Below are 23,558 nucleotides of genomic sequence, written 5' to 3' on the forward strand. Positions count from 1 at the left end.
GTCGACCGGTACGGGATCGAGGCCGTCCGCACCTGGCCGGTCGAGGTGTGGAACGAGCCGAACCTCCCGTTCTTCTGGCAGGGCGCCGACGAGGCCGCGTACCACCGGCTGTACGACGTGACCGCGCGCGCCGTGAAGGAGGTGGACGCGGACATCCCCGTCGGCGGGCCCGCGGTGTCGCCGGGCGCCGACGACTGGCTGCCGCGGTTCGCCGAGCACGTCGCCGACGCCGGGGTCCCGTGCGACTTCGTCAGCAAGCACGCGTACACCTCGGGCCCGGCGCAGCACGTGCCGTTCGGCACCTACCAGACGCTGCGGCCGCCGCAGGACCTGCTGGACCAGCTCGCGACGCCGCGCACGCTGCTCGCCGGCACCGCGCTCGCCGGCCTCCCGGTGCACATCACCGAGTTCTCCTCGTCGTACCGGCCGGACAACCCGATCCACGACACCGCCTACCAGGCGGCGTACCTCGCGCCGGTGCTGGCGGGCGGCGGCGACCTGGTCGACTCGTTCTCCTACTGGACGCTGTGCGACGTGTTCGAGGAGGTCGGCATCCCGACCGCGCCGCTGCACGGCGGGTTCGGCCTGCTCGGCCACCGCCAGCTGCGCAAGCCGGCGTTCCACCTGTACGCGTTCATGGCGCGGCTCGGGTCCGCGGTGCTGGCCCGCGGGGACGACCACCTGGTGACGCGGCACCCGGACGGGCGCGTGACAGCGCTGCTGTGGCAGCCGCTCGACGGCGCCGCGCCGGCCGAGGCCGGGCACCGGGTGCGGCTCGACCTGCCCGGCGCCGGCCCGGCGGTCGTCACGGAGCGGCACGTCGACGCCGAGCGCGGGAACGTGCGCGCCGCCTGGCAGGCGATGGGCAGCCCGCTCGCGCCGGACCACCGGGCGCTCGCGGACCTGCACGACGCGTCGACGCCGTCGCTGACGATGCGCCGGGTCGCGGCCGACGGGGGCCGCTGGGGGGTCGACGTGGCGCTCGGGCGGCACGGGATCGCGCTGGTCGAGGTCGCCGGGGCGCCCGACCAGGCGCCGGCGTGGACCGACGACGGCCGGCTGCTGGGGGCCGAGCGGTGAGCGCCGCCCGCGCCTGGTCCGACGACGAGGTGGGCCCCGGCCCGCTGTCCCGGGGCGCCGCCGCCCTGTACCGGGGCCTCGTGCTGGAGGCGCTGCTCGTCCTCACCACGCTGCCGACCGCCGTCCTGGTCGTGCTGCTCGACCGGTCCGCCGCCAACCTGCCGCTGTTCGCCGCCGCGCTGCTGCCCGTCGGGCCCGCGGTGGTCGCCGGGCTCGCCGCGGCCCGCGCGTGGGAGGTCGACCCGGACCTGTCGCCGGCGCGCGGCTTCTGGCGCGCCTACCGGCGCGACGCCCTCGGCACGCTCGCCTGGTGGGCGCCGCTGCTGGCCGTGCTCGCGGTGCTGGCGGTGAACGCCGCGCACGCCGAGGTCGTCCCGGGCGGCGCCGCGCTCCGCCCCGCCGGCCTGGTGCTCGCCGCGCTGCTCGTCGTCGTCGGCGGGCACCTGGCCGTGCTGCAGGCGCGGTTCGCGTTCCGGCTCCGCGACGCTGTCCGCGTCGCCCTCGCCGAGGTGGTGCCGCAGTGGCGGTTCAGCCTCGGCGTGCTCTGCCTGCTCCTCGTCGGTGCCGCGGTCACCGTGCTGGCGTTCGACGTCGTCACCGTCCTGTTCGCCTGGGCCGGCGTGCTGCTGCTGCACGTCATGGCCCGCCCGCTCGTCGCCGACGTCACCGAGAGGTTCACCGTCCATGTCTGACGCCCAGCCGCGTCCGCTGCCCGTCCCGTCGCGCGCCGCCGCGCCCGCGCCGACCCCGGCCCGGCTGCCGCGCACCGACTCGATCGCCTACGGCGGCGACTACAACCCCGAGCAGTGGGGCAAGGACGTCTGGGACGCCGACTACGCCGCGTTCGACGCCGCCCGGATCACCACCGTCACGCTCGGGGTGTTCAGCTGGTCGCTCACCCAGCCCGCCGAGGACACGTTCGACTTCACCGTGCTCGACGAGATCGTGCAGCGCGCCGCCGACGAGGGCCGCCAGGTCTGCCTCGCGACCGGCACCGGGGCGCTGTCGCCGTGGATCGCCCGCGCGTACCCCGAGGTGACGCGCGTCGACTTCGAGGGGCGGAAGCACCGGTACGGCCAGCGGCACAACGCGTGCTGGTCGTCCCCGGCGTTCCGGCGGCTGGCCGCGGGCATCGCGGGCCGGGTCGCCGAGCGGTACGCCGACCACCCCGCCGTGATCGCCTGGCACGTCGGCAACGAGTACGGCGGCGACGGCGGGGCCTGCTACTGCGACCTGTGCGCCGCGGAGTTCCGGCTCTGGCTGCGCGCCCGGTACGGGACGCTCGACGCGCTGAACGAGGCGTGGAACGCCACCTTCTGGTCGCACCGGTTCACCGACTGGGACGAGATCGAGCCGCCGAGCGCCCTCACCGAGCACTGGAAGGGCCGCGGGTACACGGCGTTCCAGGGCATCACGCTCGACTACTACCGGTTCAGCACCGACAACGCGATCCGCCAGTTCGCCGAGGAGAAGGCCGCGATCCGCGCGTACTCCGACCTGCCGGTGACCACGAACTTCATGGGGTTCTTCCAGCCGCTCGACTACCACCGCTGGGCCCCGCACCTCGACTTCGCGTCCTGGGACAACTACCCGCCGCGCAGCGACGAGCCGTGGCGCACCGCGCTGACCCACGACCTGATGCGCGGGCTCAAGGACGGCGCGCCGTTCTGGCTGATGGAGCAGACCCCGACCGTCACGGCGTCCCGGGACGTCAACCCGGTGCGGCGGCCCGGCATCATGCGGCTGTGGTCCTGGCAGGCCGTCGCGCACGGCGCCGACTCCGTGCTGTTCTTCCAGATGCGCGCGTCCCGCGGCGCCTGCGAGATGACGCACGGCGCGGTGCTCGACCACTCCGGCCGGCTCGACACCCGGGCGTTCCGCGAGGTCGCCGGGCTGGGCGAGGAGCTCGCGCGGCTCGGCGGCACGCTGCTCGGCGCCCGGACGCCGGCGCGGACGGCGCTGCTCGTCGACTGGGACTCGTGGTGGGCGGTCGAGATGGCCGACGGGCCGAACCGGCTGGTCCGCTACCTGCCGACGCTGCTGGAGTGGGGCCGGGCGTTCTGGGACGCGGGGGCGCAGGTCGACGTCGTCCCGGTGACGGCCGACCTGTCCGGGTACGACGTCGTGGCCGCGCCGCTGCTGCACATGGTGAAGGGCGACCTGGCCGCGCGGCTCGCCGCGGTGGCGGCGCGCGGCGGGACCGTGCTGACCGGCTACCTGTCCGGGCGGGTCGACGAGGACGACCGGCGGTTCCTCGCCGACGTGCCCGGGCCGCTGGCGGGGCTGGCCGGGGTGCGGGTCGCGGAGACGGACGCGGCGGAGCCGTCGGTGGCGAACCCGGTGCGGTTCGCGGGCGGCGACGGCGCCGGCGACGGGCCGGTGGTCGACGGGCGGATGGTGTTCGAGGTGCTGGTGCCCGAGGGCGCGGAGGTGATGGCGCGGTACGGCGCCGACTTCTACGCGGGCGAGCCGGCGGTGACGCGGAACCGGGTGCCGGTGGCGGGCGCCGGCGGCGCCGAGGGGCACGTCTGGTACCTCGGCACCGAGCTGGCGCAGGAGGGGCTGGCGCACGTCGTCCGCGGGGCGCTGGCCCGGCACGGCCTGCTCGGCCCGTACGCCGACGTCCCGGGCCTGGAGCTCGCGACCCGGGTCACGACGACCGGCGACCGCGTCGACCTGCTGCTGCACCACGGCGCCGACCCGGTGACGGTCGAGGCCCACGCCGACGGCACGGACCTGCTCACGGACCGCACCTGGACCGCGGGCGAGCCGGTGACCCTGGCCCCCGCGGACGTCGTGGTCCTCCGCGTGCGCTGACCGCGCGCCGCGCTCCGCGCGCTCGGGCACCGCGCGCGCCCGAGTGCCCTCGCCCCCCTGGGGACTCTTCCGCCGAGATGGCAACTCTCGGCTGTGCGCGACCCTCGCCGCGCAGCCGAGAGTTGCCATCTCGGCGAGGGGTGCGCCGGGCGGAGGGGCGCGCGCGGAGGGGCGCGCGCGAAGGGCGCGCGGCGAGGTCAGGACGCCAGGAACTCCAGGGCGCGCGCCTGGTCCAGGACCGCCGCCACCAACGGCTCGTGCGTGCCGAGGCCCGGCGCCAGGCGGTCCAGGACCGCGCGCACCGACGCCGCGACGTCGCCGTCCGCCAGGCCCGCCACCCGCTCGGGCCGCGCCTCCGCGACCGGCGCCCCGAGCCCGCGCAGGTGCAGCACCCACGCCGCGACCGTCGTGGCGGCCCCCGCCGGGACCCGCCCGGCCCGGCACTCGGCGACCAGCACCGGCGCGACCCGGACCGGCAGCTTCTCCGAGCCGTCGGCGGCGATCTGGGTCAGCAGGTGCTCGATCCGCGGGTTCGCGAACCGGTCCAGCAGCGCGCGCCGGTACCCGCCGACCTCGTCCGCGGGCAGGCCCAGGTGCCGGGCCGCCTCGTCCCACCAGGTCTCGACCCAGCCGCGCAGCCGGCGGTCGGCGATCGCCTCCGCCACCGTCCGGTACCCGAGCGCGCTCCCGGCGTAGGCCAGCAGCGAGTGCGCGCCATTGAGCAGCCAGAGCTTGCGCTGCTCGAAGGGCAGCACGTCCTCGACGAGCTGCGCGCCCGCGTCCTCCCACGCCGGCCGCCCGGCAGGGAACTCCCCGGCGACGACCCACTCCGCGAACGGCTCGGTCACCACGGGCGCGGCGTCGGCCAGCCCGGTCGCGGCGCGCACCGCCTCCCGCTCGGCGGCGGTCGTGGCCGGGGTGATCCGGTCGACCATCGTGGTGCCGAACGCGACGTGGCCCCCGATCCACTCGGCCAGCGACGGGTCCACCAGGTCGGCCAGCTCCAGCACCACGCCGCGCAGCGCGGCGCCGTTCTCGGGGAGGTTGTCGCACGGCAGCAGCGTCATCGGCCCGGCCCCGGTCGCCCGGCGCAGCCGCAGGCCCGCGACCACCCGGCCCGGGACGGTCCGCACGGGTCCGTGCCGGTCGGCGCGCAGCGCGGCCACGTCGGCCCGCACGTCGCCGCGGTCGGTGTCGAGGCCGCCGTCCGCGGTCCGGACGTAGCCGGCCTCGGTCACGGTGAAGGTCGCGACCGCGACGGCGCGGTCCGCCCAGTAGCCGAGCCAGGCGTCGTGCTCGTCCCCGCCGTGCGCGGCGGACACGCTCGACACGACCCGGAACCGCTCGCCGTCGGGCGCCCGGGTGACCAGCGTGTACAGACCGTCCTGCGGCGCCAGCGCCTCGGCCAGCGTGCGGGACCGGCCCGTGAACGCGGCGATGCCCCAGCCCGCGGCGTCGGGGGCGTTGTCGGTGTACCAGGCCTGGTGCGCGCGGAAGAAGCCGCCGAGGCCCAGGTGCACGACGCGCACCGGTGCGGCGGGTCGGCCGTGGCCGGCGGCGCGGGACAGCCGCAGGCCGGTGGCGGTGGTCAGGCGGTGCTCGGGGAGGGTGATCACAGCCGGAACGCCTCTCTCGGGATGGTGGTGACGAGGTCGACGGCGGTCTCGTGCGCCTCGTCGAGGGTCAGCCGGTGGTCGGTGACGAGCCGGGCCAGGTACGCGGCGTCCGCGCGCCGGCTCGCGTCGTGCCGGGCGGGGATCGACAGGTAGGCCCGGGTGTCGTCGACGAACCCGGAGGTCTTGGCGAAGCCGGCGGTCTCGGTCACGGCCGCGCGGTACCGCGCCATCGCGTCGGGCGCGTCGAGGAACCACCACGGCGCGCCGACGTAGAGCGCCGGGTAGAAGCCGGCCAGCGGGGCGAGCTCGCGGGAGAACGTCGTCTCGTCGATGGTGAACACCACCAGCCGGAACCGCGGGTGGGTGCCGAAGGCGTGCAGCACCGGGCGCAGCGCCTCGGTGAACTCGACGGCCACGGGGATGTCCGCGCCGATGTCGGTCCCCAGGCGCTCGCGGGACGGCGCGTGGTGGTCGCGGCGGACGCCCGGGTGCAGCGTCATCACGAGGCCGTCCTCGCTCGACATGCGCGCCATCTCGAACAGCAGCCCGCGGCGCAGCGCCTCGGCCTCCGCGGGCGTCGCGGTCCCGGCCCGGGCGTGGGCGTACAGCCGCTCGCCGTCGGCCGGGTCGAGGGGCGCCATCGCCGCGTCCCGGTGCCCGTGGTCCGCCGACACCGCGCCGTGCGCCGCGAAGTACGCGCGCCGGCGCTCCATCGCGTCGACCCACCCCGCGAGGCTGCCGGCGTCGACGCCCGCGACCTCGCCCAGCGCGTCGACGCGGGCGGCCCAGCCCGGGACGCCGGCCTCCAGGAAGCGGTCGGGGCGGAACGTCGGGACGACCCGGCCGTGCCAGGTCGGGTCGGCGGCCAGCGTCGCGTGGTGCGCGAGGTCGTCGCACGGGTCGTCGGTCGTGGCGAGCACGTCGAGCCGGAACCGGTCGTACAGCGCGCGCGGCCGGAAGCCGGGCTCGGCGACGCGGGCGGCGATCGCGTCGTACAGGTCGTCGGCCGTGGCCTCGGACGGCGCCAGGTCGACGCCGAGCACCTCGACCAGCACCTGCTCCAGCCAGAGCTTCACCGGCGTGCCGCGGAACGCCGGCCAGTGCCGGCACAGCAGCCGGAACGCCGCCCGGGACCGAGCCGGCGTCGGGTCGGCCACCCCGACGCCCAGGTCCTCGAGCGGCACGCCGCGGGCGTGCAGCAGGCGGGTCAGGTAGTGGTCGGGCGTGATGAGCAGCGCCGTCGGGTCGGGGAACGGGGCGTCCTCGGCCAGCCACCGGGCCGGGACGTGCCCGTGCGGGGACACGACCGGCAGGTCGCGCACCGCCGCGTAGAGCTCGCGGGCGACCGACCGCGTCGCCGGGTCGGCGGGCAGCAGCCGGTCGGGGTGCGGCGCGAGCCGGGGTGGGGCGACGGGGGTCGACAGCGCTGTCATGCGGCCATGGTTCGAGGCGGCGGGGCGGGGCTGCAAGCGGTTGCCATGAGTTGCCCCGGCGCCGGTCCGCCGCCGTCGGGCGCCGTGCGGCGAGCCCCGGCGGCCTCAGCCCGTGCGCGCCGGGACGGCCCCCGACGACTCCCGGACCACCAGCCGCGCGGGCACCACGACCGGCTCGCCGCGGGACCGCGCGCCGTTCACCAGCGCGAGCAGGTTCCGCAGCCCGGTCGCACCCATCGCCTGCAGCGGGGTCGACACGGTGGTCAGCGCGGGGGAGACGATCTGCCCGATGAGCACGTCGTCGAACCCGACCACGCTCACGTCCTCCGGCACCCGCAGCCCGGCCTGCTGCAGCCCGCGGATCACCCCGACCGCCATGAGCGCGTTGAACACCAGCACCCCGGACGCCCGGGACCCGCCCAGCGCGAGCGCCGCCTCGAACCCGCCGGCGAACGTCGGCTCGAACGGCCCGATCCGCCGGCCGGTGAGGTCCAGCTCGTGGCACGCGTCGCTGAACGCCCGCCAGCGCGCGCCGTTCGGCCAGGACGCGTCCGGGCCGGCGACGTAGACGAGGTCCCGGTGCCCGGCCTCGCCGAGGTGCTCGACCGCGCGGCGCGTCCCGCGCTGCTCGTCCGCCACCACGCACGGCACGTCGGCGAGCCCGCGGTTGATCACCACCGCCGGGCGCTGCTTCGCGACGCCCCGGATCGCGGCGTCCGACATCCGCGACGACGCCAGCAGCACGCCCTCGACCATCGGCAGGATGCGCTCCGCCGTCTCCCGCTCGATCGCCGCGTCCTCGCGGGTGTCCTCGACCAGCACCCCGTACCCGGCGGCCGACGCCGCGACCTGCGCGCCGCGCAGCAGCTCGGCGTAGATGGGGTTGGCCAGGTCGGACACGAGCACCGCGATCATCCGGCTCCGCGCGGTCGACAGCGCCTGGGCCACCGGGTTCGCCCGGTAGCCGATCGCCGCGGCGGCTGCGCGCACCCGCTCGGCGGTCTGCGAGTTGACCCGGCCGGGCCGCGCGAAGGTCCGGGAGACGGTCGAGGCCGCGACGCCGGCCGCCTGCGCGACGTCGTAGATCGTGGGCGCCCGGGTCGCCCGCGGCTCGCTGCCGCCCTCGGCCTCCATCCCGCGATCGTAGGGGTCCACGCGTGGCAGGCCCGACCGCCCGGTCAGGCCGCGGGGACCAGCCGCCGGACCGCCTGCTCCACCCCGCGCAGCTCCGCGAGCCCCTTGAGCCGGCCGATCAGCGAGTAGCCCGGGTAGGTCTCGCGGGACTGGTCGTCGAGCATCCGCTGCCCGTGGTCCGGCCGCATCGGCAGCCGCGGGCCGCCCTCGCGCTCGCGCCGGCGCTCCTCGGCGACCAGCGCCGCGACCACCGCCACCATGTCCGCATCGCCGGCGATGTGCGGCGCCTCGTAGAAGCTCCGGCCGCCGTCCTGCAGCCGCACCGACCGCAGGTGGGCGAAGTAGATCCGCTCCGCGAACCGCCGGGTCATCGCCACCACGTCGTTGTCCGGGCTCGACCCGTACGACCCGACGCACATCGTCAGCCCGTTCGCGGGGGAGGGGGCGGCGTCCAGCAGGTGCTGCGCGTCGTCGGCGGTCGACACCACGCGCGGCAGCCCGAACAGGGGGCGCGGCGGGTCGTCGGGGTGGATCGCCAGCCGCAGCCCGACCTCCTCGGCGACCGGCACCACCTCCCGCAGGAACGAGGACAGGTTCCCGCGCAGGGCGTCCGCGTCCACGCCGTCGTACGTCGCGAGGGCGGAGCGGAACTCGTCGAGCGTGTACCGCTCCTCCGACCCGGGCAGGCCGAGCAGGATCGTGTCGACCAGCCGCTCCCGGGCCTCGTCGTCCATCGCGTCCAGCACCGCGCGCGCCCGGGCGGTCTGGTCCGCGTCGTACTCGGCCGCCGCGCCGGGCCGCCGGAGCAGGAACAGGTCGAACGCGGCGAGCTGGTCGGCGTCGAACCGCAGCGCCCACGTCCCGTCCTCCAGCGGGTACCCGAGGTCCGTGCGCGACCAGTCCAGGACGGGCATGAAGTTGTAGCAGACCAGGTCGATCCCGCAGGCCGCGAGGTTGCGGATCGTCTGCTGGTACGCGGCGACCGCGCGGTCCCGGAGCGGCCCGCCGCGCTTGATGTCCTCGTGCACCGGGACGCTCTCGACGACCGACCACACCAGGCCCGCGGCCTCGATCTGCGCGCGGCGGGCCTCGATCGCCGCGACGGGCCAGACCTCGCCGTTCGGGATGTCGTGCAGGGCGGTGACCACGCCCGTCGCGCCGGTCTGGCGGACCTGCGCCAGCGTGATCGGGTCGCGGTCGCCGAACCAGCGCCAGGTGTGCTCCATCGCCGTCCCTCCCGGGGTGGGGGCGGCGCCGGTGCCGCCCCGCGTGGTCAGCAGCGTCGCCGGGGGCGGCGGCGGGGGACAACCGGTTGCCAGAAGTTGCTCGCGGTCGACGCGGGCGCGACGAGCGATCCGCTGACCGGGGCGGACGCGATGATCGACGTGTGACGACATCCGACGGCGACCTGCTGAGCGAGGCCCTGGTGGCCTACCTGGGGTACGGCCGTGAGCGCGTGCCGCGGACCGATGCGGCTGCCGCGGACGCCGCCGCTGCGCGGAACGGGACCCCGTCCAGGCTCGGGACCGTCGAGCAGCTGGTGGCCGAGTCCCTCGCGGTCCCCGTGGAGTGGACGCGCACGAGCCTGGGTGACGCGGGTCGGCAGGTCGGCCACGAGATGAGGCGCCGCCACCCCCAGCTGTCCGACCTCGCGGCCGCCGCGCTGGGGTGGAACTTCACGTTCCAGTGGCAGTGATCGCGGTCGCCGGCGTCATGTCGCCCGGCCGCCGTCGGCGGCGACCCGCGTCGCCAGCCGGTCGAGCATCGTGAGACCGGCGCACCAGTACTCGTACACGTTCGGCCACCGGCCGAGCAGCTCGTCCGACAGCCAGTAGACCGGCTGCCCGCCGTCGGTGACCGGCCCGGACCGGTCGACCACGAACAGCGCGTCGTCGGCCACGTGGATGGGGTAGATGCTGTCCAGGGGCGGGAAGCCGGGCAGGGCGCCGTACTCGTAGTAGCTCTCCAGCAGCACCTCCGCGACCTCCCACCGCGGACCGGCGCCGAGGTCGGCGGTCGACAGGACGTCTCCGTACGCGAACGCGTCGACCCAGCCGTCGCCCTCCCGGAGCACGGCCTCGTGCTGAGGGTCGAGGTCGAAGCCGAGCCGAGCGCGGACAGCCGCGAGGCCGGCGGCTGTCGCCCGTGTGCCGGGAAGCGTCTCGGGGAACAGGTCGGGGGCGATCCGGGCCAGCGCCGTCCGCCGGATCAGCATCTCCCCGACCTGCACCCCCCACGAGAGATGACCGTCCGGGTGACTCACGCGACTCCTCCGCTCCGCCGACGCCGACGATCGTCCCAGACGACACGCGCCGACCCTAGGGTGCCCGGGTGAGCATGTACCCCGCGTGGTCGTTCCGGATCCCCCTGCGCACGGACGTCGACCCCGCGACGCTCCGCGTCCTGGAGGCCGTCGCCCGCGACACCCCGCCCGAGCCGGCCGACCTCGCGACGCTCCCGCCCGGCGTCGCGCACTACCTCGGCGACTGGACCCGGATGCTGACCGCCGAGCGCCCGCCGTACGTCGGCCCGCCCGTGCGGCTGTCGCGGCACTGGGGCGGGGGAGTGGTCGCGATGATCGAGTTCAGCCAGCACGACGACGAGTTCGCGGACGGCGGTTACGACCTGTGGGCCTGGGTGCTCCAGCTCGTGGCCCGGCCGGCGCAGGACCGCGTCCTGATCGGCCACGGCGCGGCCGACCACGACGACCTGGACTGGCGGCCGGTCGTCGCCGACGCCGTGGGGGTGACCGAGGGCGACGACCCGGTCACCCCGTGGCAGGAGCTCGACGCGTACTGGGCGGAGCGGCCGCGGCGGTGACGGGTGGCGCCGGACCGGGGTCTACTTCCTGACCTTCTCGGGCCCCCGCCGGAGCAAGAACCCGACCCGTGTCCAGGCCTTACCGTCAGGTCGGCCACCCGCGGACAACCGTAGACCCGGTCGCCACGACGAAGGGAGAGGCGCATGGCGTCAGCGGCGTACGGCCGGCTCGTGTCGGCGGACGACGCGCACGCGCGGTACGACTACGGCATGGGCCCGGACGACCCCGGGCGGGGGGTGCTCGTCATTCCGGTGCGCGACCCGGAGGCCTGGTTCGTCGAGGGGCGGGACGACCGGCCGCGGATGGCGGGGAGCGTGGTGGCGCGCGCGGTGCGCGGGTTCGCGTCGACCGGGGCGTGGCCGGAGTGGGCGTCGATCTTCACGGGATGAGATCGGCCGCCCGCGCGACGAGCCACGACGGTCGGGTCCCCCTAGAGTGACGCCGTGACCGAGCCGCAGGATCCCCTCGCGCAGGCCCCGCTGCTGCGCGTCGTCCGCGAACGCCATCCCGACGTCGACGTCGTCGTGCTGCCGCCCGAGGCGCCCGCGCCCGAGCCCGCGGACGCGCCGGTGCCCGTCACCGACGCCGCGCTGGACGCGGAGCGCGCCCGGGTGGAGGCCGCCCTCGCCGGGCTGCTCGCCGCGGCGGGCGCCACCCGCGCCCCCGCCGACCCCGCCGACCCCGCGCCGCGGACCACCTGGCGCAGCGCGCCGGCGTCCCACGTCGTCCCGGTCGCCGAGGCACGCCTGCCGATCGACGACCCCGAGGCCGGGATCGCCGTCGGCCGCGCCCTGTCCGCCCGCCTGCGCGCCGACGGCTGGGACGGCCGCCTCGACCGCGCGGGCGTCACGCCGCTGCTGCTCGCCGCGCTCGACGACCGCACGGTCCGGGTCGCGTGGCTCGACGCCGCCGTCCTGGTGACGGTGCGCGGCCGCGCCCTCCCCGTCGCGACCGCGACCGCCCGCGCGCTGGTCTCCGGGACGGAGGACGAGCGGTGAGCGACGAGATCCAGGTCGACCCGTACACCCTCGGGCTGTCCGCCGACGACTGGACCGACCAGGGCTCGCGGGTGCGCACCGCGCGGGACCGGGTCGCCGACGCCACCACGTCGGGCTTCACCCCGGCCGTCGCGGGCGCCGCCGCGTCGTGGACGTCCGCGTGGGGGACCGTGCTGGGCGACGTCGCCGACCGCGCCGAGGAGATCGGCACCCACCTGCGCGACGCCCAGCAGGCCTACGCCGTCACGGACGTCGCGGCCCAGGAGACCTTCGAGGGCTGGCTGGGGGGCACCCCGTGACCACCGTGACCATCGACATCCCGCCCGCGGTCGACGCGATCCCCGCGGTGGAGGGCGACCCCGCCGTCGTGGCCGCGTTCGCCCAGGACCTGCTGGCCAGCGCGGTCAACCTGGACGACCTCGACACGTTCGCGCTCGACTCCTCGACCCTCGACGGCTGGACCGGCGCCGCCGCCACGGCCTACGGCCGGCACGTCCGGGCCGCCGGCGCCGACGCCCAGGCGATGGGCGTCGCGCTGCGCCAGGTCTCCCGCGCGGCCGACGACCACGCCGATGCGCTCACCGACCTGCTCCGGCGGCGCACCGACCTGGTCGAGGCCCGGTCGTCGTACCACGAGGCCCGCGAGGACCTGGATGCCGACATCCGGTCCGCCGGGGAGGTCGACGACGCCGCGATCGCGGAGCTGCAGGCCCGGGCGGCGTCGCTGGCCACCCGGCGGGACGGCGTGGTCGCGGACGTCGACGCGCTGGTGCGCGACCTCGCGACCGCCGAGCAGGCGATGCTCGACGCGTTCTCCGCCTACTCGACGCTCGCGCAGGCGCGCGCCGCGGTGTCCGGGCAGATCGACCTCGCCGACGACGCCCTCGGCCGCCCGGGGTCGCCGTCGCAGGGCGGCACCCCGGAGCAGGTCGCCGCGTGGTGGGACTCGCTGACCGAGGAGGAGCAGTACGCCGTCCTCGCGGCCCGCCCCGAGCTCGTCGGCAACACCGACGGCATCCCGGCGCTCGCCCGCGACCAGGCGAACCGCCTGCTGCTGGAGACCGACCTCGAGGCGATGGAGCTCCGCGAGCAGCGCGGCGAGCGGCTGTTCGAGGACTACCAGGCGCTCGACAACGCGCGCGCCGCGCAGGCCGCCCTGGACGAGGGGGCGCAGAAGGTCGACCCGGTCACCGGCGAGCCGCTGGTGCCGCTGCTGCACCTGTACGACGCCACCGCGTTCGGCGGCGACGGGAAGGTGGCGATCGCGTTCGGGAACCCGGACACCGCGGACCACGTGTCGGTGATGGTCCCCGGCCTGACCAGCCGCGGCACCGAGGCCGGCGGGAACGCCGACGCCGCCTACAACATCTACGAGTCCGCGCGGCTCTCGGACCCGTACTCGACCGCCTCGTCGATCATGTGGATCGGCTACGACGCCCCGAGCGACTGGGACTCCGCGACCGTCGCCACCGAGGGGCGTGCCGAGGAGGGCGGCGAGCTGCTGTCGCGGTACATCGACGGCCTGCGCGCGTCCCGCGAGGGCGACCCCGCGCATCTCACCGTCATCGGGCACAGCTACGGCTCGACCACCACCGCGCACGGCGCGACCGACCACGGCCTCGCCGCCGACGACATCGTGCTGGTCGGCAGCCCCGGCGCCGGCGGCGGCGTCGAGCACGCCTCCGAGCTCGGCGTCGGCGCGGACCACGTGTGGGCGGGCAACAACAGCCGCGACCTGGTCGCCGCGCTCGCCGACGACGGCTGGGTCGGTGGGTGGATGCTCGGCGGGGCGGGCCTCGGGAACGACATCGTCGAGGACGACTTCGGGGCCAACCGGTTCCAGGCGGAGTCCACGACCCGCGCCGACGTGATGCGCAACTTCGGCGACCACACCAAGTACTTCGACCCGGGCACCGAGTCGCTGTACAACATCGGGCAGATCGTCGTCGGCGACTACGACCAGGTCGTCGCCGCCGAGCACTCGTACGACCCCTGGTACGACGGCCCGGTGGACCCGGAGGCGACCCGCGACCCGCAGTCGTACGAGGGCAGGAGGCCGGAGTGGTGAGCCGTCGGGTCCGTGCGACCACGGTGGTCGCGGTGCTGTCCGTCCTCGCCCTGTCCGGGTGCGGGAGCGGCGGCGGGGCGGACGCCGACGACCTGGACGCCAGCCGCGACGAGGTGCTCGCCGCCGCGCGGCAGGTGCTCCCCGGCGTGGTCGACGCGCTCGGCGCGCAGGTCCAGGACGCCTACGGCGCGTTCGACGCGGGCGGCGACGGCGTGGCCGACCGCCGGCGCTACACCGTCACCGTGATCGCGGTCGGCGCGCAGGCCGACACGGACGACCTGGTCGCCGCCCTGGAGGACGCCGGGGTCACCGACGTCCAGGTGAACCCGATCGGCGGGGCCGCCGGGCAGCGCGACGGCATGGACGTCGCCGGCTCGGACCCGGGCGCCCGCGACATGAGCGTGAGCGTCAGCGGCCCCTACCTCGAGGTCGCCGACGGCGTGCCGCGCGACGGGGCCCGCGAGGACGTCGACCTGGGCTGACGGCGCCCGCCCCGCCCACCCGGAAGGAGTCACCGTGCCCACCGTGCAGATCCGGCCCTCGACCGGGCCCGCGGAGTACCCCGCGCTCGTGGCGATCTGGCGCAGCGCCGTCGACGCGACGCACGACTTCCTCGCCCCGGCCGACCGGGACGCGATCGAGGCCGCCCTGGCGTCCGACTACCTCCCGGCGGTGCGGCTCACGGTCGCGGAGGTCGACGGTCGACCCGCGGGGTTCGCGGGCGTCCTCGACGGGACCCTGGAGATGCTGTTCGTGGACGGGACGCGGCGGGGGAGCGGGATCGGCTCGGCGCTCCTCGCGCACGCGGTCGAGGAGCACGGCGTCACCGCCGTCGACGTCAACGAGCAGAACGTCGGGGCCGCGCGCTTCTACGCCCGCCGAGGGTTCGAGGTCGTGGGCCGCAGCGAGACCGACGAGGCCGGCCGCCCGTACCCGCTGCTCCACCTGCGGCTCCGCGGGTCGGACGCGACCTAGCCGTCGACCAGCCCCCGGACCACCCGGCTCACCGGGATCGCCCGCGCCCCGAGCACCACCTGGAACTGCCCGGCCTGGGTCGCCACCATGACCACCCCGGGCACCGCCCGCACGCCCGGCTCGTCCACGACCGCGGCGTCCCGCAGCACGAACCGCAGCCGCACCGCGCACGCCGTCACCGCCGCCACGTTCCCGGCCCCGCCGACCAGCGGCAGCAGCGCCGCGGCGAGCTCCTGGTCCGACAGCGCGGCCCCGGCCCCGCTCACGCCACCGCCCCCGTCAGCCGCGCCACGTGCAGCGCGAGGTACAGCACCTCGTCCCCGGTCACCGTCCAGTCGTACCGCTCGCGCAGCAGGTCCTGGATCGCGACGGCCGCCGCGACGGAGTCGGGGTGCTGCGACCGCACCGCCGCCAGCAGCACGCCCTGCACGTCCGGCGGCGGAGCGCCCTGCTGCTGCCGGACGAACAGGTAGCGCAGGTGCGTGATGAACCGGGCGACGTCGATGGACTCCTCGTCGAGCTCGACCCCGAGCCGCGACCGCACGATGCCGAGCACGGCGCCGAACACCTCGGTCATCTCGACGGTCCGGGACAGCTCGCCGGCGCCGAACTGCGCGTTGACGAAGTGCAGCGCGAGCGGCACCGCCTCCAGCGCGGGCAGCTCGACCCCGGTCGACTCGCGCACGAGCTCCAGCGCGCGCCGGGCGAACGCCACCTCCCGGGGGTAGAGGTGCAGCACCTCCCACTGCAGCGGGTAGCTGATCTGCACGTCCTCCCGCGCGCGGCGCAGGGCGAACGAGATGTGGTCGGCGAGCGGCACGACGACGTGCCCGGTGATGTGCGTGCCGAGCTGGTCGCGGGCCTCGGCGACGATCCGCTGGGTGAGGTCGATGTCCTCGGCGGGGATCTCCTCCAGCAGCGCGACGATCCGCTCGGGAGTGGTGCCGCCGCCGGCCACGAAGGTGCGCTCGACGTCGGCGGTGCGCACCGCGTCCCCGGCGTGCACCTGGAAGCCCAGGCCCTTGCCCATGAGGACGACCTCCGCGCCCGCGTCGTCGGCCGCCAGCAGGACGTTGTTGTTGAACACCTTCGTCACCCGCACGCGTGCTCCTCGCTCAGGTCCGGGCGCCGCGCGCCCGACGCCGCCGGCACCCCCGGGCTGACCCCGGGGGCGCCGACGACTCCGTTCCTAACAGACCGGGCTGTGGCCCGCCCGCGGCCTCAGACCGACACGCGCAGCAGCGCGTCGCCCGACGACACCCGGCCCTCGGCGGCCGGCCGCACCGACGCCGGGTCGGCCCCGCCGGTCACGACGACGACCGTGCTGGTGTCGTGGCCCGCGGCGCGGACGGCTGCCAGGTCGACCTCCGCCAGCAGGTCGCCGGCCCGGACCGCGGAGCCCGCGGCGACGGCCGGGGCGAAGCCCGCGCCCGCCATCTGCACGGTGTCGATGCCGATGTGCACCAGCAGCTCGACCCCGTCGGCGGTGCGCAGCCCGTAGGCGTGCGGGAGGACGCTCACCACGTCGGCGTCGACGGGCGCGACGACCCGGCCGTCGGACGGCAGCACCGCGGCCCCGGCGCCGAGGGCGCCCGAGGAGAACACCGCGTCGGGCACGGCCGCGAGCGACACCGCCGTGCCGGCGACCGGGGCCAGCACCTCGAGCACCCGGGTGCCGGTCAGGGTGGCGGTCCCGCCGCCGCCGCCCGACGGGGACGCCGCCCCGCCGATCCCGGCGCCCGCGGCCACACCGGCGGCCACGGCGGCCCCGGACGCACCGCCCGCCGCCTCGTCCGCCGCCCCGTCCGCCGGGGTGTCGTCCGTCGCCGGCGGGTTCGGGATGTCGGTGAACCCGAGCGTCATCGTCAGCACGAACGCGATGACGACGGCCAGGCCGGTGCCGACCAGCTGGAGCGTGAAGTTGCCGACGTTGAGCGCCGAGGTCAGCGTGATCGCGCCCGGCAGGACGAAGCCCTCGGCCGCCGAGCCGCCCGCCGCGGCGATCGCGCCGCCCACCGCGCCGCCGATGCAGGCGTAGATGAACGGCTTCTTCAGCCGCAGGGTCACGCCGTAGATCGCGGGCTCGGTGATGCCGGCGAGGAACGCGGAGATGGTCGCGGGGCCGGCGACGCCCTTGAGGTCGCGGTTGCGGGTCTTGAGGAACACGGCACCGGCGGCGCCGGCCTGGGCGAGCACGGCGGCGAACAGCGGGCCGGTGAGCAGCGAGTACCCGTTGTCGACGATGTCCTGGAGCATGACCGGCACGAAGCCCCAGTGGACGCCGAAGATGACGAACACCTCCCAGAACGCGCCCAGCAGCAGGCCGCCGACGACCGGGCTGAGGTCCCACAGCCAGTTGATGCCGCCCGACAGGCCGCGGCCGAGCAGGTCGGACACCGGGCCGATGGCCAGGAAGGTCAGCGGCACGATCACGGCGACGGTGACCATCGGGGTGAGGAAGTTGCGCAGCGCCTCGGGGAACGCCCGGTTGAGCAGCCGCTCCAGGTGCGACTGCGCGTAGACCGCGAGGATCGTCGGGATGACCGCCGACAGGTAGCTCATCATCACGACCGGGATGCCGAAGAACGTCAGCTCCCCGCCGCCCGCGGCGAAGCCGTCGAGCGTCAGCGTCGCGCCGTCCGGCCCGGGGATGACCGCGATGGTCGCCGAGTAGAGCAGGGCGCAGGCGATCGCGACCGACACGTACACGTTGGCCCTGAACCGCTTGGCCGCGGTGATCGCCAGCAGGATCGGCAGGAACTGGAAGATCGCGTCGGCCGCGGAGAACAGGATCGCGTAGGCGCCGGAGGCGGCCCAGTCGGGCGACACCTTCACGGCGACCGCGAGCAGCGCCTTGAGCAGGCCGGTGCCGGCCAGCACCCAGAGGAACGGCGTGAAGATGCTCGTGATCAGGTCGATCGCCCGGGCGAGGAACCCGCCCGACGCCGCGGACTCGGTGGTCACGCCGCGGGTGCTGATCGCCTCGAACACGTTGTTCACGGTGTTGCCGATGACGACCTGGAACTGGCCGCCGGCCTCGACGACGGTGATGACGCCGGGCGTCGCCTCGACCGCGGCCTTGTCGGCCCGGTCCCGGTCGTGCAGCCGGAAGCGGAGCCGGGTGGCGCAGTGCGTCACGGAGGCGACGTTCTCGGCGCCGCCGACGCCGCGCAGGACGTCGTCGGCGATCGTCTGGTACTTGCTCGCGGTAGCCACGATTCCTCCTCGAATCAGTGTCCGCGCGGGCCGTCGTCGGTGTTTCGGGCAACAAAAAAACCCGAGCCGTCAGCGGGCGGGACGGATGTCCCACGTCGCCGGAGCTCGGGTTTTGCCTGAAGCCAGTAACAATCCCGGACCTGCGCGAGTCGCCGGCAGCGGCGACCGTGCGGCGAAGGTAGGGCCGCGCGGCGGACCGTGTCAAGACCCGCGAGATGACGGGCTGGTCGCGGGCTCCACCGGGGTGGCGCGGGCCGGGTCGTCGTCCGCACGGCGGCGCGCGACGCCGATCCCGACCGGCTTGACGGCCCCGCCCGGCGCGGGTAGGAATGGCGGCGTCGTCCAAGGATTGTGACTGATTCGATCAGGCAAGACCTGTTGCACGCCGTGTCCCGTGGGGTCCGGTGCGCGCAGGTCTTTTTTGTTGCCCGGAATCGGCCGCGCCACGCACCGCCGCAAGGGAGCCCAGCCGTGCCGCACCGCACCGTCACCATCGCCTCGTCCGTGGGCCTGCACGCCCGCCCGGCGAGCGTCTTCGCCCGCGCGGCTGCCGCCACCGGGGTGCCCGTCCGGATCGCCCGGCCCGGGGCCGCCCCCGTCGACGCGTCGAGCCTGCTGCTCGTCATGGGCCTGGCCCTGCAGCACGGCGAGCCCGTCGAGATCGCCGCGGAGGGCGACGGCGCCGATGCCGCGCTCGACGGCCTGGCCGAGCTGCTGGCGACCGACCTGGACGCCCCCGCCTGAGCGCCGAGCCCCCCCAGCCCCAGCCGCACCACCGTCCCGCAACGCAGAGAGGCGTCATCGTGACCAGCACGCACACCCCGTTCCCGCCCGGATTCCTCTGGGGCGGCGCCACCGCCGCCAACCAGGTGGAGGGCGCGTACGCCGAGGGCGGCAAGGGCCTGTCCATCCAGGACGTCATGCCCCGCGGCATCGCCGGCCCGCCCACCGAGGAGCCCACCCCGGACAACCTCAAGCTGGTGGGCATCGACTTCTACCACCGGTACGCCGAGGACATCGCGCTGTTCGCCGAGATGGGCTTCCGGACGTTCCGGTTCTCGATCGCGTGGTCCCGGATCTTCCCGCAGGGCGACGAGGCCGAGTCGAACGAGGAGGGACTGGCGTTCTACGACCGGGTGCTCGACGAGCTCGAGAAGCACGGCATCGAGCCGCTCGTCACGATCAGCCACTACGAGACCCCGCTTGCGCTGGCCCGCAAGCACGACGGCTGGGTGTCCCGGGCGATGATCGACCACTACGCCCGGTACGCGCGCACCCTGTTCGAGCGGTACGGCTCCCGCGTGCGGTACTGGCTGACGTTCAACGAGATCAACTCGGTGCTGCACGCGCCGTTCCTGTCCGGCGGCATCGTCACGCCCAAGGACCAGCTGTCGCCGACCGACCTCTACCAGGCCGTGCATCACGAGCTGGTGGCGAGCGCCCTGGCGACGAAGATCGCCCGCGAGGTCGCCCCGCAGGCGCAGATCGGCTGCATGCTGATCGCGATGCCGACCTACCCGCTGACGCCCGACCCGGCGGACGCGCTGGCCGTCATGCAGGCCGACCACCTCAACCTGGCGTTCGGCGACGTGCACTGCCGCGGCGAGTACCCCGGCTACCTGCTGCGGCACCTGCGCGAGCAGGGCGTCGAGCTGGAGGTCACCGAGGAGGACCGCGCGACCCTGCGGCACACCGTCGACTTCGTGTCGTTCTCCTACTACATGTCGCTCTGCGAGTCGGCCGACCCCGACGCGAAGGCCGGCGAGGGCAACCTCATGGGCGGCGTGCCGAACCCGACCGTCGAGGCGAGCGAGTGGGGCTGGCAGATCGACCCGGTCGGCCTGCGGATCGTCATGAACCAGTTCTGGGACCGGTGGCGCAAGCCGCTGTTCATCGTCGAGAACGGCCTCGGCGCGAAGGACGAGCTGGTCGAGGTCGACGGCCGGCGGACCGTGCTCGACGACTACCGGATCGCGTACCTCGACGACCACCTGGAGCAGGTGGGCGAGGCGCTGCGCGACGGGGTGGAGGTCCTCGGGTACACGACCTGGGGCTGCATCGACCTGGTGTCGGCGAGCACGGCGCAGATGAGCAAGCGGTACGGCTTCGTCTACGTCGACCGGGACGACGACGGGTCGGGGACCCTGGAGCGGTACAGGAAGAAGTCGTTCGACTGGTACGCCGAGGTGATCCGGACGAACGGGGCCAGCCTCGGGCGGTGACGGCGGGCTCGCCTACGGTTTCCGGCCCCGCCCACCCCGATCGCGGGTGGCGGGGCCGGAAGGCGTAGGCCGAGGCGAGTCGCCTCAGCTCGGGGCCTGGCCGAGCAGCCAACCGCCGACGGCGAGCAGCGCGAGGACGAGAGCCGGCGGCACAGCGCCTGGAGGCCGGTGTCTGCGCCGCGGCCGTGTGCGAGGCCTCGCGCCGACCCGCTTGATACCGTGACGCGCCAGGTCCAGGCGCCGTCCCCGGGGAGTCCGCACGTGAGCACCACCGCACCGCAGGGCGGCGTCGTCGCCGTCCGCGCGCTCGACCCGGCGCAGAGCGGCGCGGTCGTCGCCCGCCTCGACCGCGACGCAGGCGTCCTCGACCCGGAGCGGCGCACGCTGCGCACCAAGCCCGTCACCCTGGACCGCCGGGCCCTGCTCGCCCTCACGTCGAGCAAGAAGCGCACCGGGCTCATGGTCGAGCGCGGCTGGCGGCGGGTGTTCCTCCCGCTGATCGAGGTGCACGGCGGCGCGGCCCTGGGCGTCCCGGCCGCGGTGGCGCGCGCGCTCGCGGACGAGCTCGAGGTCCGCGGCACCCGCGAGACGAACGCCGTGATCGCCCCGCTGCGGGCGCACGCGGACCACCTGGATGCCGGCCTTCCGGTGGCGTCGTCGCCGCTGGGACGGTACATGGGACTCGGTGGCGGGGGACCGCTCACCGCGCTCGGCGACTTCTGAGTCGGCCGGCGACCTTCTGACACGCGCACGACCGCAACACCCGGGGGTTTGAACGCATGAGTGTGGACGTCTCGATCGCGGCGCTGGACACGGCCGCGTCCGAGCTGGAGACGGTGGCGTCGGAGCTGCAGGCGCTGGACGTCGCCGGCGCGTTCGCGGGGATCGAGGGGGCGCTGCCCGGCTCGGCCGTCCCGGACGCCGCGGTGTGGGTGTCGACGCGCGTCGGCGCCGCGGTGCAGGTGCTGGGCGAGAACATCCGCGGCATGTCGGCGAGCGCCTCCGGGTCGGCCGAGGGCTACCGCGCGGCGGACGGCTCGGTGCAGACGCGGTTCGGCGCGATGGGGGCGTTCTGATGGCGGCGCTGACCCTGGAGGTCGTGCGGAGCTGGCGGCCCGAGGCGCTGTCGGACGCCGCGACCGGCGTCGGCACCGCGCAGGAGGCGGTCGACGCGCAGGTGCGGGCGGCCAAGGCGGCGATGACCCGGCTGGGCGACCACTGGGACGGCGACGCCGCCCAGGCCGCGGCGCAGCGGATGGCGAGCGAGGCGACCACCGGGTTCGCGCTGGCGGACGCCCTGGAGTCCGCGCGCTCGGCGCTCGCCTCGGGGGCCACCGACCTGGGCCGGGCGAAGTCGGCGGTGCTGGCGACGGTCGACGCCGCGACGGCGGCCGGATTCACCGTCGCGGGCGACGGCCGGGTCACCGCGCCGACGCTGCCGCCGGTGATGACCGCCGCCGGCGACCCGGACGGCGCGGGCGCGCAGCGGGACGCCCAGCAGCGCGCCCTCAACGCCGAGGCGCAGGAGCACGCCGACGCCATCGCGACGGCGCTGGAGGACGTGGCGACGACGGACCAGCAGGTCGCGGACAACCTGTCCTCGGTCGAGGTGCCGCAGACGCTCCAGTCGGCGGTCGACGCCTACCTGCAGCGGGCGTTCGCGAGCGGGGACGTGATCGGGGCGCTCGGCTCGGTCGGCGCCGGTGGCGTCGCGCTCGCGCAGGTCATCAAGGGCGTGATGAAGTCGGCGACCAAGGGCAAGGCCTTCCTGGACTTCCTCCGGGCCTCCGGCGCGCCGATCACGCACTACCAGGCGATGCTCGACAACTTCGCCAAGGCCGACGCCGCCATGGACGTGTTCAAGAACGGCAAGCCCGCAGCCGAGTGGATGACCAAGCTGCTCGGCGCCCGCGGCGCGGGTCTGCTCCGGACCGCCGGCAAGGCGTTCCTGCCGCTGACCGTCCTCACCGGCCTGGCCGACACGGTGACCGGTGGCGGCTACGACGGCGCCCGCGGCTGGGCCACGCGCGGCTTCGGCCTGGCGGGCGCCGCCGGCGCGGGCACGCTGATCGCCGTCGGCACGGGCGCGCTCGCGCTCGGTCCGGTCGGCCTGGCCGTCGCGGGCGGCGCGGTGCTCGCCTACGGCGCCTGGAGCCTGGGCAACCTGATCTGGGACAACCGCGAGGCGATCGGCGACTTCGTGTCGACCGCGGGCAAGGCCGTCTGGGACGGCGCGACGACCGCGTGGAACGCGACGACGGACGCGGTGTCGAACGCCGCCGACTGGGCGGGGGACCAGGTGGACAAGGCCAAGGACGCGGTGTCCGACTTCGGCAAGGGTGCGCTCAGCGTGCTCTCGGGCGGGCTGCTGTGACCGCTGCGCCCGAGGCGGCTCCCGCGCCGCAGACCCCCGGCGCCCCGGTGCCGGTCGAGGTGCTGACCGACGAGGAGCTGGCGATCCTCGCCGGCCCCGGCGGCCTGGTCGTCGCGCCCTACCTCGCGACGCTGCCGGAGGCCGAGCGGGAGGTCGCGCTGCGCACCGCCTACCGCGGGCTGCTGGCGCGCGGCATCGTCGACCCGCCCACCCCGGCGGCGCTCGCGGCGGCCGTCGGGGAGCCGACCGTCGAGCTGCAGGTGCGCGAGGACGTGCTGTCCCTGGTGACGCTCCGCCGGGGCGCGTCGGCCACGGTGTGCGTGGCCCGGTCGACCGTGCTCGGCCAGGACTACTGGTACGCCCACGTGGTCCGCGACGTCGTGCTGGTCGAGCAGGTCACGACCGACGGGCAGCACCGGTTCGCGCTCGCCGCGGCCGCCACCCTCGGCGACCTGCTGCTCGACGCGGCGGTGCACGCGGAGACGACCGACGGCACCGGGCCGGAGATCGCGGTCGCCGACCCGGACGAGCCGCCGACCGAGGTCGTCGAGCACCTCGGCTCGGCGCTGGTGCGCGCCGACGTGGTCGTGCGGGTGCCGGACGACCGGGAGCCCGAGCTGCTCGGGCTGTTCACCGGGCCGGGCGGCGCGTGGGTGCTGTCGGCGCGCGAGGCGTCGGGCGGTCCCGTGGTCGCGCGGCCGCTGACCCGGGCCGCGCTGGACGGGCTGGTGCGGGAGCTCGCGGGGCGGGCGGTGTCGACCGCCGCCGCGGTGTCAGCCGCCGCGGCCGGCGTGCGCTGAGGGC

At 75.8% G+C, this 23,558-nt stretch carries 25 protein-coding genes; 17 read left to right on the forward strand and 8 right to left on the reverse strand.

Translation table 11 applies throughout. The annotated features are described in order from the left end of the window. From VER05_RS05485 to VER05_RS05495, 3 genes are all read left to right on the forward strand, one after another. Window positions 1-1,080: GH39 family glycosyl hydrolase (locus VER05_RS05485; protein ID WP_414647558.1), on the forward strand; the 1,080-nt coding region annotated here is incomplete at its 5' end. Further along, window positions 1,077-1,772: a hypothetical protein gene (locus tag VER05_RS05490; protein WP_324844381.1), complete on the forward strand. Its 696-nt coding sequence runs from the start codon at window positions 1,077-1,079 to the stop codon at window positions 1,770-1,772. The genes VER05_RS05485 and VER05_RS05490, both read left to right, overlap by 4 nt. Then, the gene (locus tag VER05_RS05495) at window positions 1,765-3,897 is read left to right on the forward strand and encodes a beta-galactosidase (protein WP_324844382.1); all 2,133 of its coding nucleotides are present in this window, start codon (window positions 1,765-1,767) and stop codon (window positions 3,895-3,897) included. The genes VER05_RS05490 and VER05_RS05495 overlap by 8 nt, the downstream gene beginning before the upstream one ends. 197 nt (window positions 3,898-4,094) lie before the next feature. Here VER05_RS05495 and VER05_RS05500 read toward each other — a convergent pair whose 3' ends face one another. From VER05_RS05500 to uxuA, 4 genes are all read right to left on the reverse strand, one after another. Further along, entirely contained in the window at window positions 4,095-5,513 is a 1,419-nt protein-coding gene (locus tag VER05_RS05500) for a mannitol dehydrogenase family protein (RefSeq protein WP_324844383.1), read from the reverse strand. After that, window positions 5,510-6,946, reverse strand: coding sequence for a glucuronate isomerase (uxaC, locus tag VER05_RS05505; RefSeq protein WP_324844384.1), 1,437 nt, complete (start codon window positions 6,944-6,946; stop codon window positions 5,510-5,512). The genes VER05_RS05500 and uxaC overlap by 4 nt, the downstream gene beginning before the upstream one ends. Before the next feature lie 105 nt (window positions 6,947-7,051). Beyond that, window positions 7,052-8,080, reverse strand: coding sequence for a LacI family DNA-binding transcriptional regulator (locus VER05_RS05510; RefSeq protein WP_324844385.1), 1,029 nt, complete (start codon window positions 8,078-8,080; stop codon window positions 7,052-7,054). 44 nt (window positions 8,081-8,124) lie between these two features. Continuing rightward, window positions 8,125-9,306, reverse strand: coding sequence for a mannonate dehydratase (gene uxuA, locus VER05_RS05515; RefSeq protein WP_324844386.1), 1,182 nt, complete (start codon window positions 9,304-9,306; stop codon window positions 8,125-8,127). Window positions 9,307-9,467: 161 nt separating this feature from the next. Here uxuA and VER05_RS05520 point away from each other — a divergent pair, with 161 nt between their 5' ends. Continuing rightward, a complete protein-coding gene (locus VER05_RS05520; RefSeq protein ID WP_324844387.1) occupies window positions 9,468-9,776 on the forward strand; it encodes a hypothetical protein in 309 nt (102 codons plus the stop codon). 15 nt (window positions 9,777-9,791) lie between these two features. On the opposite strand, the gene VER05_RS05525 is transcribed toward VER05_RS05520, so the two are convergent. Beyond that, a complete protein-coding gene (locus tag VER05_RS05525; protein ID WP_324844388.1) occupies window positions 9,792-10,343 on the reverse strand; it encodes a hypothetical protein in 552 nt (183 codons plus the stop codon). 68 nt (window positions 10,344-10,411) lie between these two features. Between VER05_RS05525 and VER05_RS05530 the strand changes: the two genes are divergently transcribed. The 7 genes from VER05_RS05530 to VER05_RS05560 all read left to right on the forward strand — a co-directional run bounded on the left by VER05_RS05530 (window position 10,412) and on the right by VER05_RS05560 (window position 14,942). Continuing rightward, window positions 10,412-10,900 (forward strand): hypothetical protein, encoded by a 489-nt coding sequence (locus VER05_RS05530; RefSeq protein ID WP_324844389.1) that lies wholly within the window; start codon window positions 10,412-10,414, stop codon window positions 10,898-10,900. Window positions 10,901-11,044: 144 nt separating this feature from the next. Beyond that, the gene (locus VER05_RS05535) at window positions 11,045-11,290 is read left to right on the forward strand and encodes a hypothetical protein (RefSeq protein WP_324844390.1); all 246 of its coding nucleotides are present in this window, start codon (window positions 11,045-11,047) and stop codon (window positions 11,288-11,290) included. Between the two features lie 54 nt (window positions 11,291-11,344). After that, window positions 11,345-11,899, forward strand: coding sequence for a hypothetical protein (locus tag VER05_RS05540; RefSeq protein WP_324844391.1), 555 nt, complete (start codon window positions 11,345-11,347; stop codon window positions 11,897-11,899). Further along, entirely contained in the window at window positions 11,896-12,198 is a 303-nt protein-coding gene (locus VER05_RS05545) for a hypothetical protein (protein ID WP_324844392.1), read from the forward strand. Before VER05_RS05540 ends, VER05_RS05545 begins: the two co-directional genes overlap by 4 nt. Beyond that, window positions 12,195-13,967, forward strand: coding sequence for an alpha/beta hydrolase (locus VER05_RS05550; RefSeq protein WP_324844393.1), 1,773 nt, complete (start codon window positions 12,195-12,197; stop codon window positions 13,965-13,967). The genes VER05_RS05545 and VER05_RS05550 overlap by 4 nt, the downstream gene beginning before the upstream one ends. Continuing rightward, window positions 13,964-14,449, forward strand: coding sequence for a hypothetical protein (locus tag VER05_RS05555; RefSeq protein WP_324844394.1), 486 nt, complete (start codon window positions 13,964-13,966; stop codon window positions 14,447-14,449). The genes VER05_RS05550 and VER05_RS05555 overlap by 4 nt, the downstream gene beginning before the upstream one ends. 43 nt (window positions 14,450-14,492) lie before the next feature. Further along, the gene (locus VER05_RS05560; RefSeq protein WP_414647560.1) at window positions 14,493-14,942 is read left to right on the forward strand and encodes an acetyltransferase; all 450 of its coding nucleotides are present in this window, start codon (window positions 14,493-14,495) and stop codon (window positions 14,940-14,942) included. Here VER05_RS05560 and VER05_RS05565 read toward each other — a convergent pair. The 3 genes from VER05_RS05565 to VER05_RS05575 all read right to left on the reverse strand — a co-directional run bounded on the left by VER05_RS05565 (window position 14,939) and on the right by VER05_RS05575 (window position 18,158). Next, window positions 14,939-15,208, reverse strand: coding sequence for a PTS transporter subunit EIIB (locus VER05_RS05565; RefSeq protein ID WP_324844396.1), 270 nt, complete (start codon window positions 15,206-15,208; stop codon window positions 14,939-14,941). The two genes, VER05_RS05560 and VER05_RS05565, sit on opposite strands and share 4 nt — an antisense overlap. After that, on the reverse strand, window positions 15,205-16,044 hold the full coding sequence (locus tag VER05_RS05570; protein WP_324844397.1) for a PRD domain-containing protein: 840 nt from the start codon (window positions 16,042-16,044) through the stop codon (window positions 15,205-15,207). Before VER05_RS05570 ends, VER05_RS05565 begins: the two co-directional genes overlap by 4 nt. Before the next feature lie 119 nt (window positions 16,045-16,163). After that, on the reverse strand, window positions 16,164-18,158 hold the full coding sequence (locus VER05_RS05575; RefSeq protein WP_324844398.1) for a beta-glucoside-specific PTS transporter subunit IIABC: 1,995 nt from the start codon (window positions 18,156-18,158) through the stop codon (window positions 16,164-16,166). A gap of 471 nt (window positions 18,159-18,629) precedes the next feature. On the opposite strand from VER05_RS05575, the gene VER05_RS05580 reads away from it, so the two are divergent. The 6 genes from VER05_RS05580 to VER05_RS05605 all read left to right on the forward strand — a co-directional run bounded on the left by VER05_RS05580 (window position 18,630) and on the right by VER05_RS05605 (window position 23,554). Continuing rightward, window positions 18,630-18,902, forward strand: coding sequence for an HPr family phosphocarrier protein (locus tag VER05_RS05580; RefSeq protein WP_324844399.1), 273 nt, complete (start codon window positions 18,630-18,632; stop codon window positions 18,900-18,902). A 59-nt stretch (window positions 18,903-18,961) separates the two neighbouring features. Next, window positions 18,962-20,380 (forward strand): glycoside hydrolase family 1 protein, encoded by a 1,419-nt coding sequence (locus VER05_RS05585; RefSeq protein ID WP_324844400.1) that lies wholly within the window; start codon window positions 18,962-18,964, stop codon window positions 20,378-20,380. Window positions 20,381-20,641: 261 nt separating this feature from the next. After that, a complete protein-coding gene (locus tag VER05_RS05590; RefSeq protein ID WP_324844401.1) occupies window positions 20,642-21,103 on the forward strand; it encodes a hypothetical protein in 462 nt (153 codons plus the stop codon). A 56-nt stretch (window positions 21,104-21,159) separates the two neighbouring features. Beyond that, window positions 21,160-21,456: a hypothetical protein gene (locus VER05_RS05595; protein ID WP_324844402.1), complete on the forward strand. Its 297-nt coding sequence runs from the start codon at window positions 21,160-21,162 to the stop codon at window positions 21,454-21,456. Beyond that, complete coding sequence (locus VER05_RS05600; RefSeq protein WP_324844403.1) at window positions 21,456-22,754, forward strand: hypothetical protein; 1,299 nt, start codon at window positions 21,456-21,458, stop codon at window positions 22,752-22,754. The genes VER05_RS05595 and VER05_RS05600 overlap by 1 nt, the downstream gene beginning before the upstream one ends. Next, window positions 22,751-23,554 carry a hypothetical protein gene (locus tag VER05_RS05605; RefSeq protein WP_324844404.1) on the forward strand — a complete coding sequence of 268 codons (804 nt, stop codon included), beginning with the start codon at window positions 22,751-22,753 and terminating at the stop codon, window positions 23,552-23,554. Before VER05_RS05600 ends, VER05_RS05605 begins: the two co-directional genes overlap by 4 nt. Window positions 23,555-23,558 lie beyond the last annotated feature (4 nt).

The organism is Cellulomonas sp. (assembly GCF_035634735.1).
Classification (GTDB): Bacteria; Actinomycetota; Actinomycetes; order Actinomycetales; family Cellulomonadaceae; genus Cellulomonas.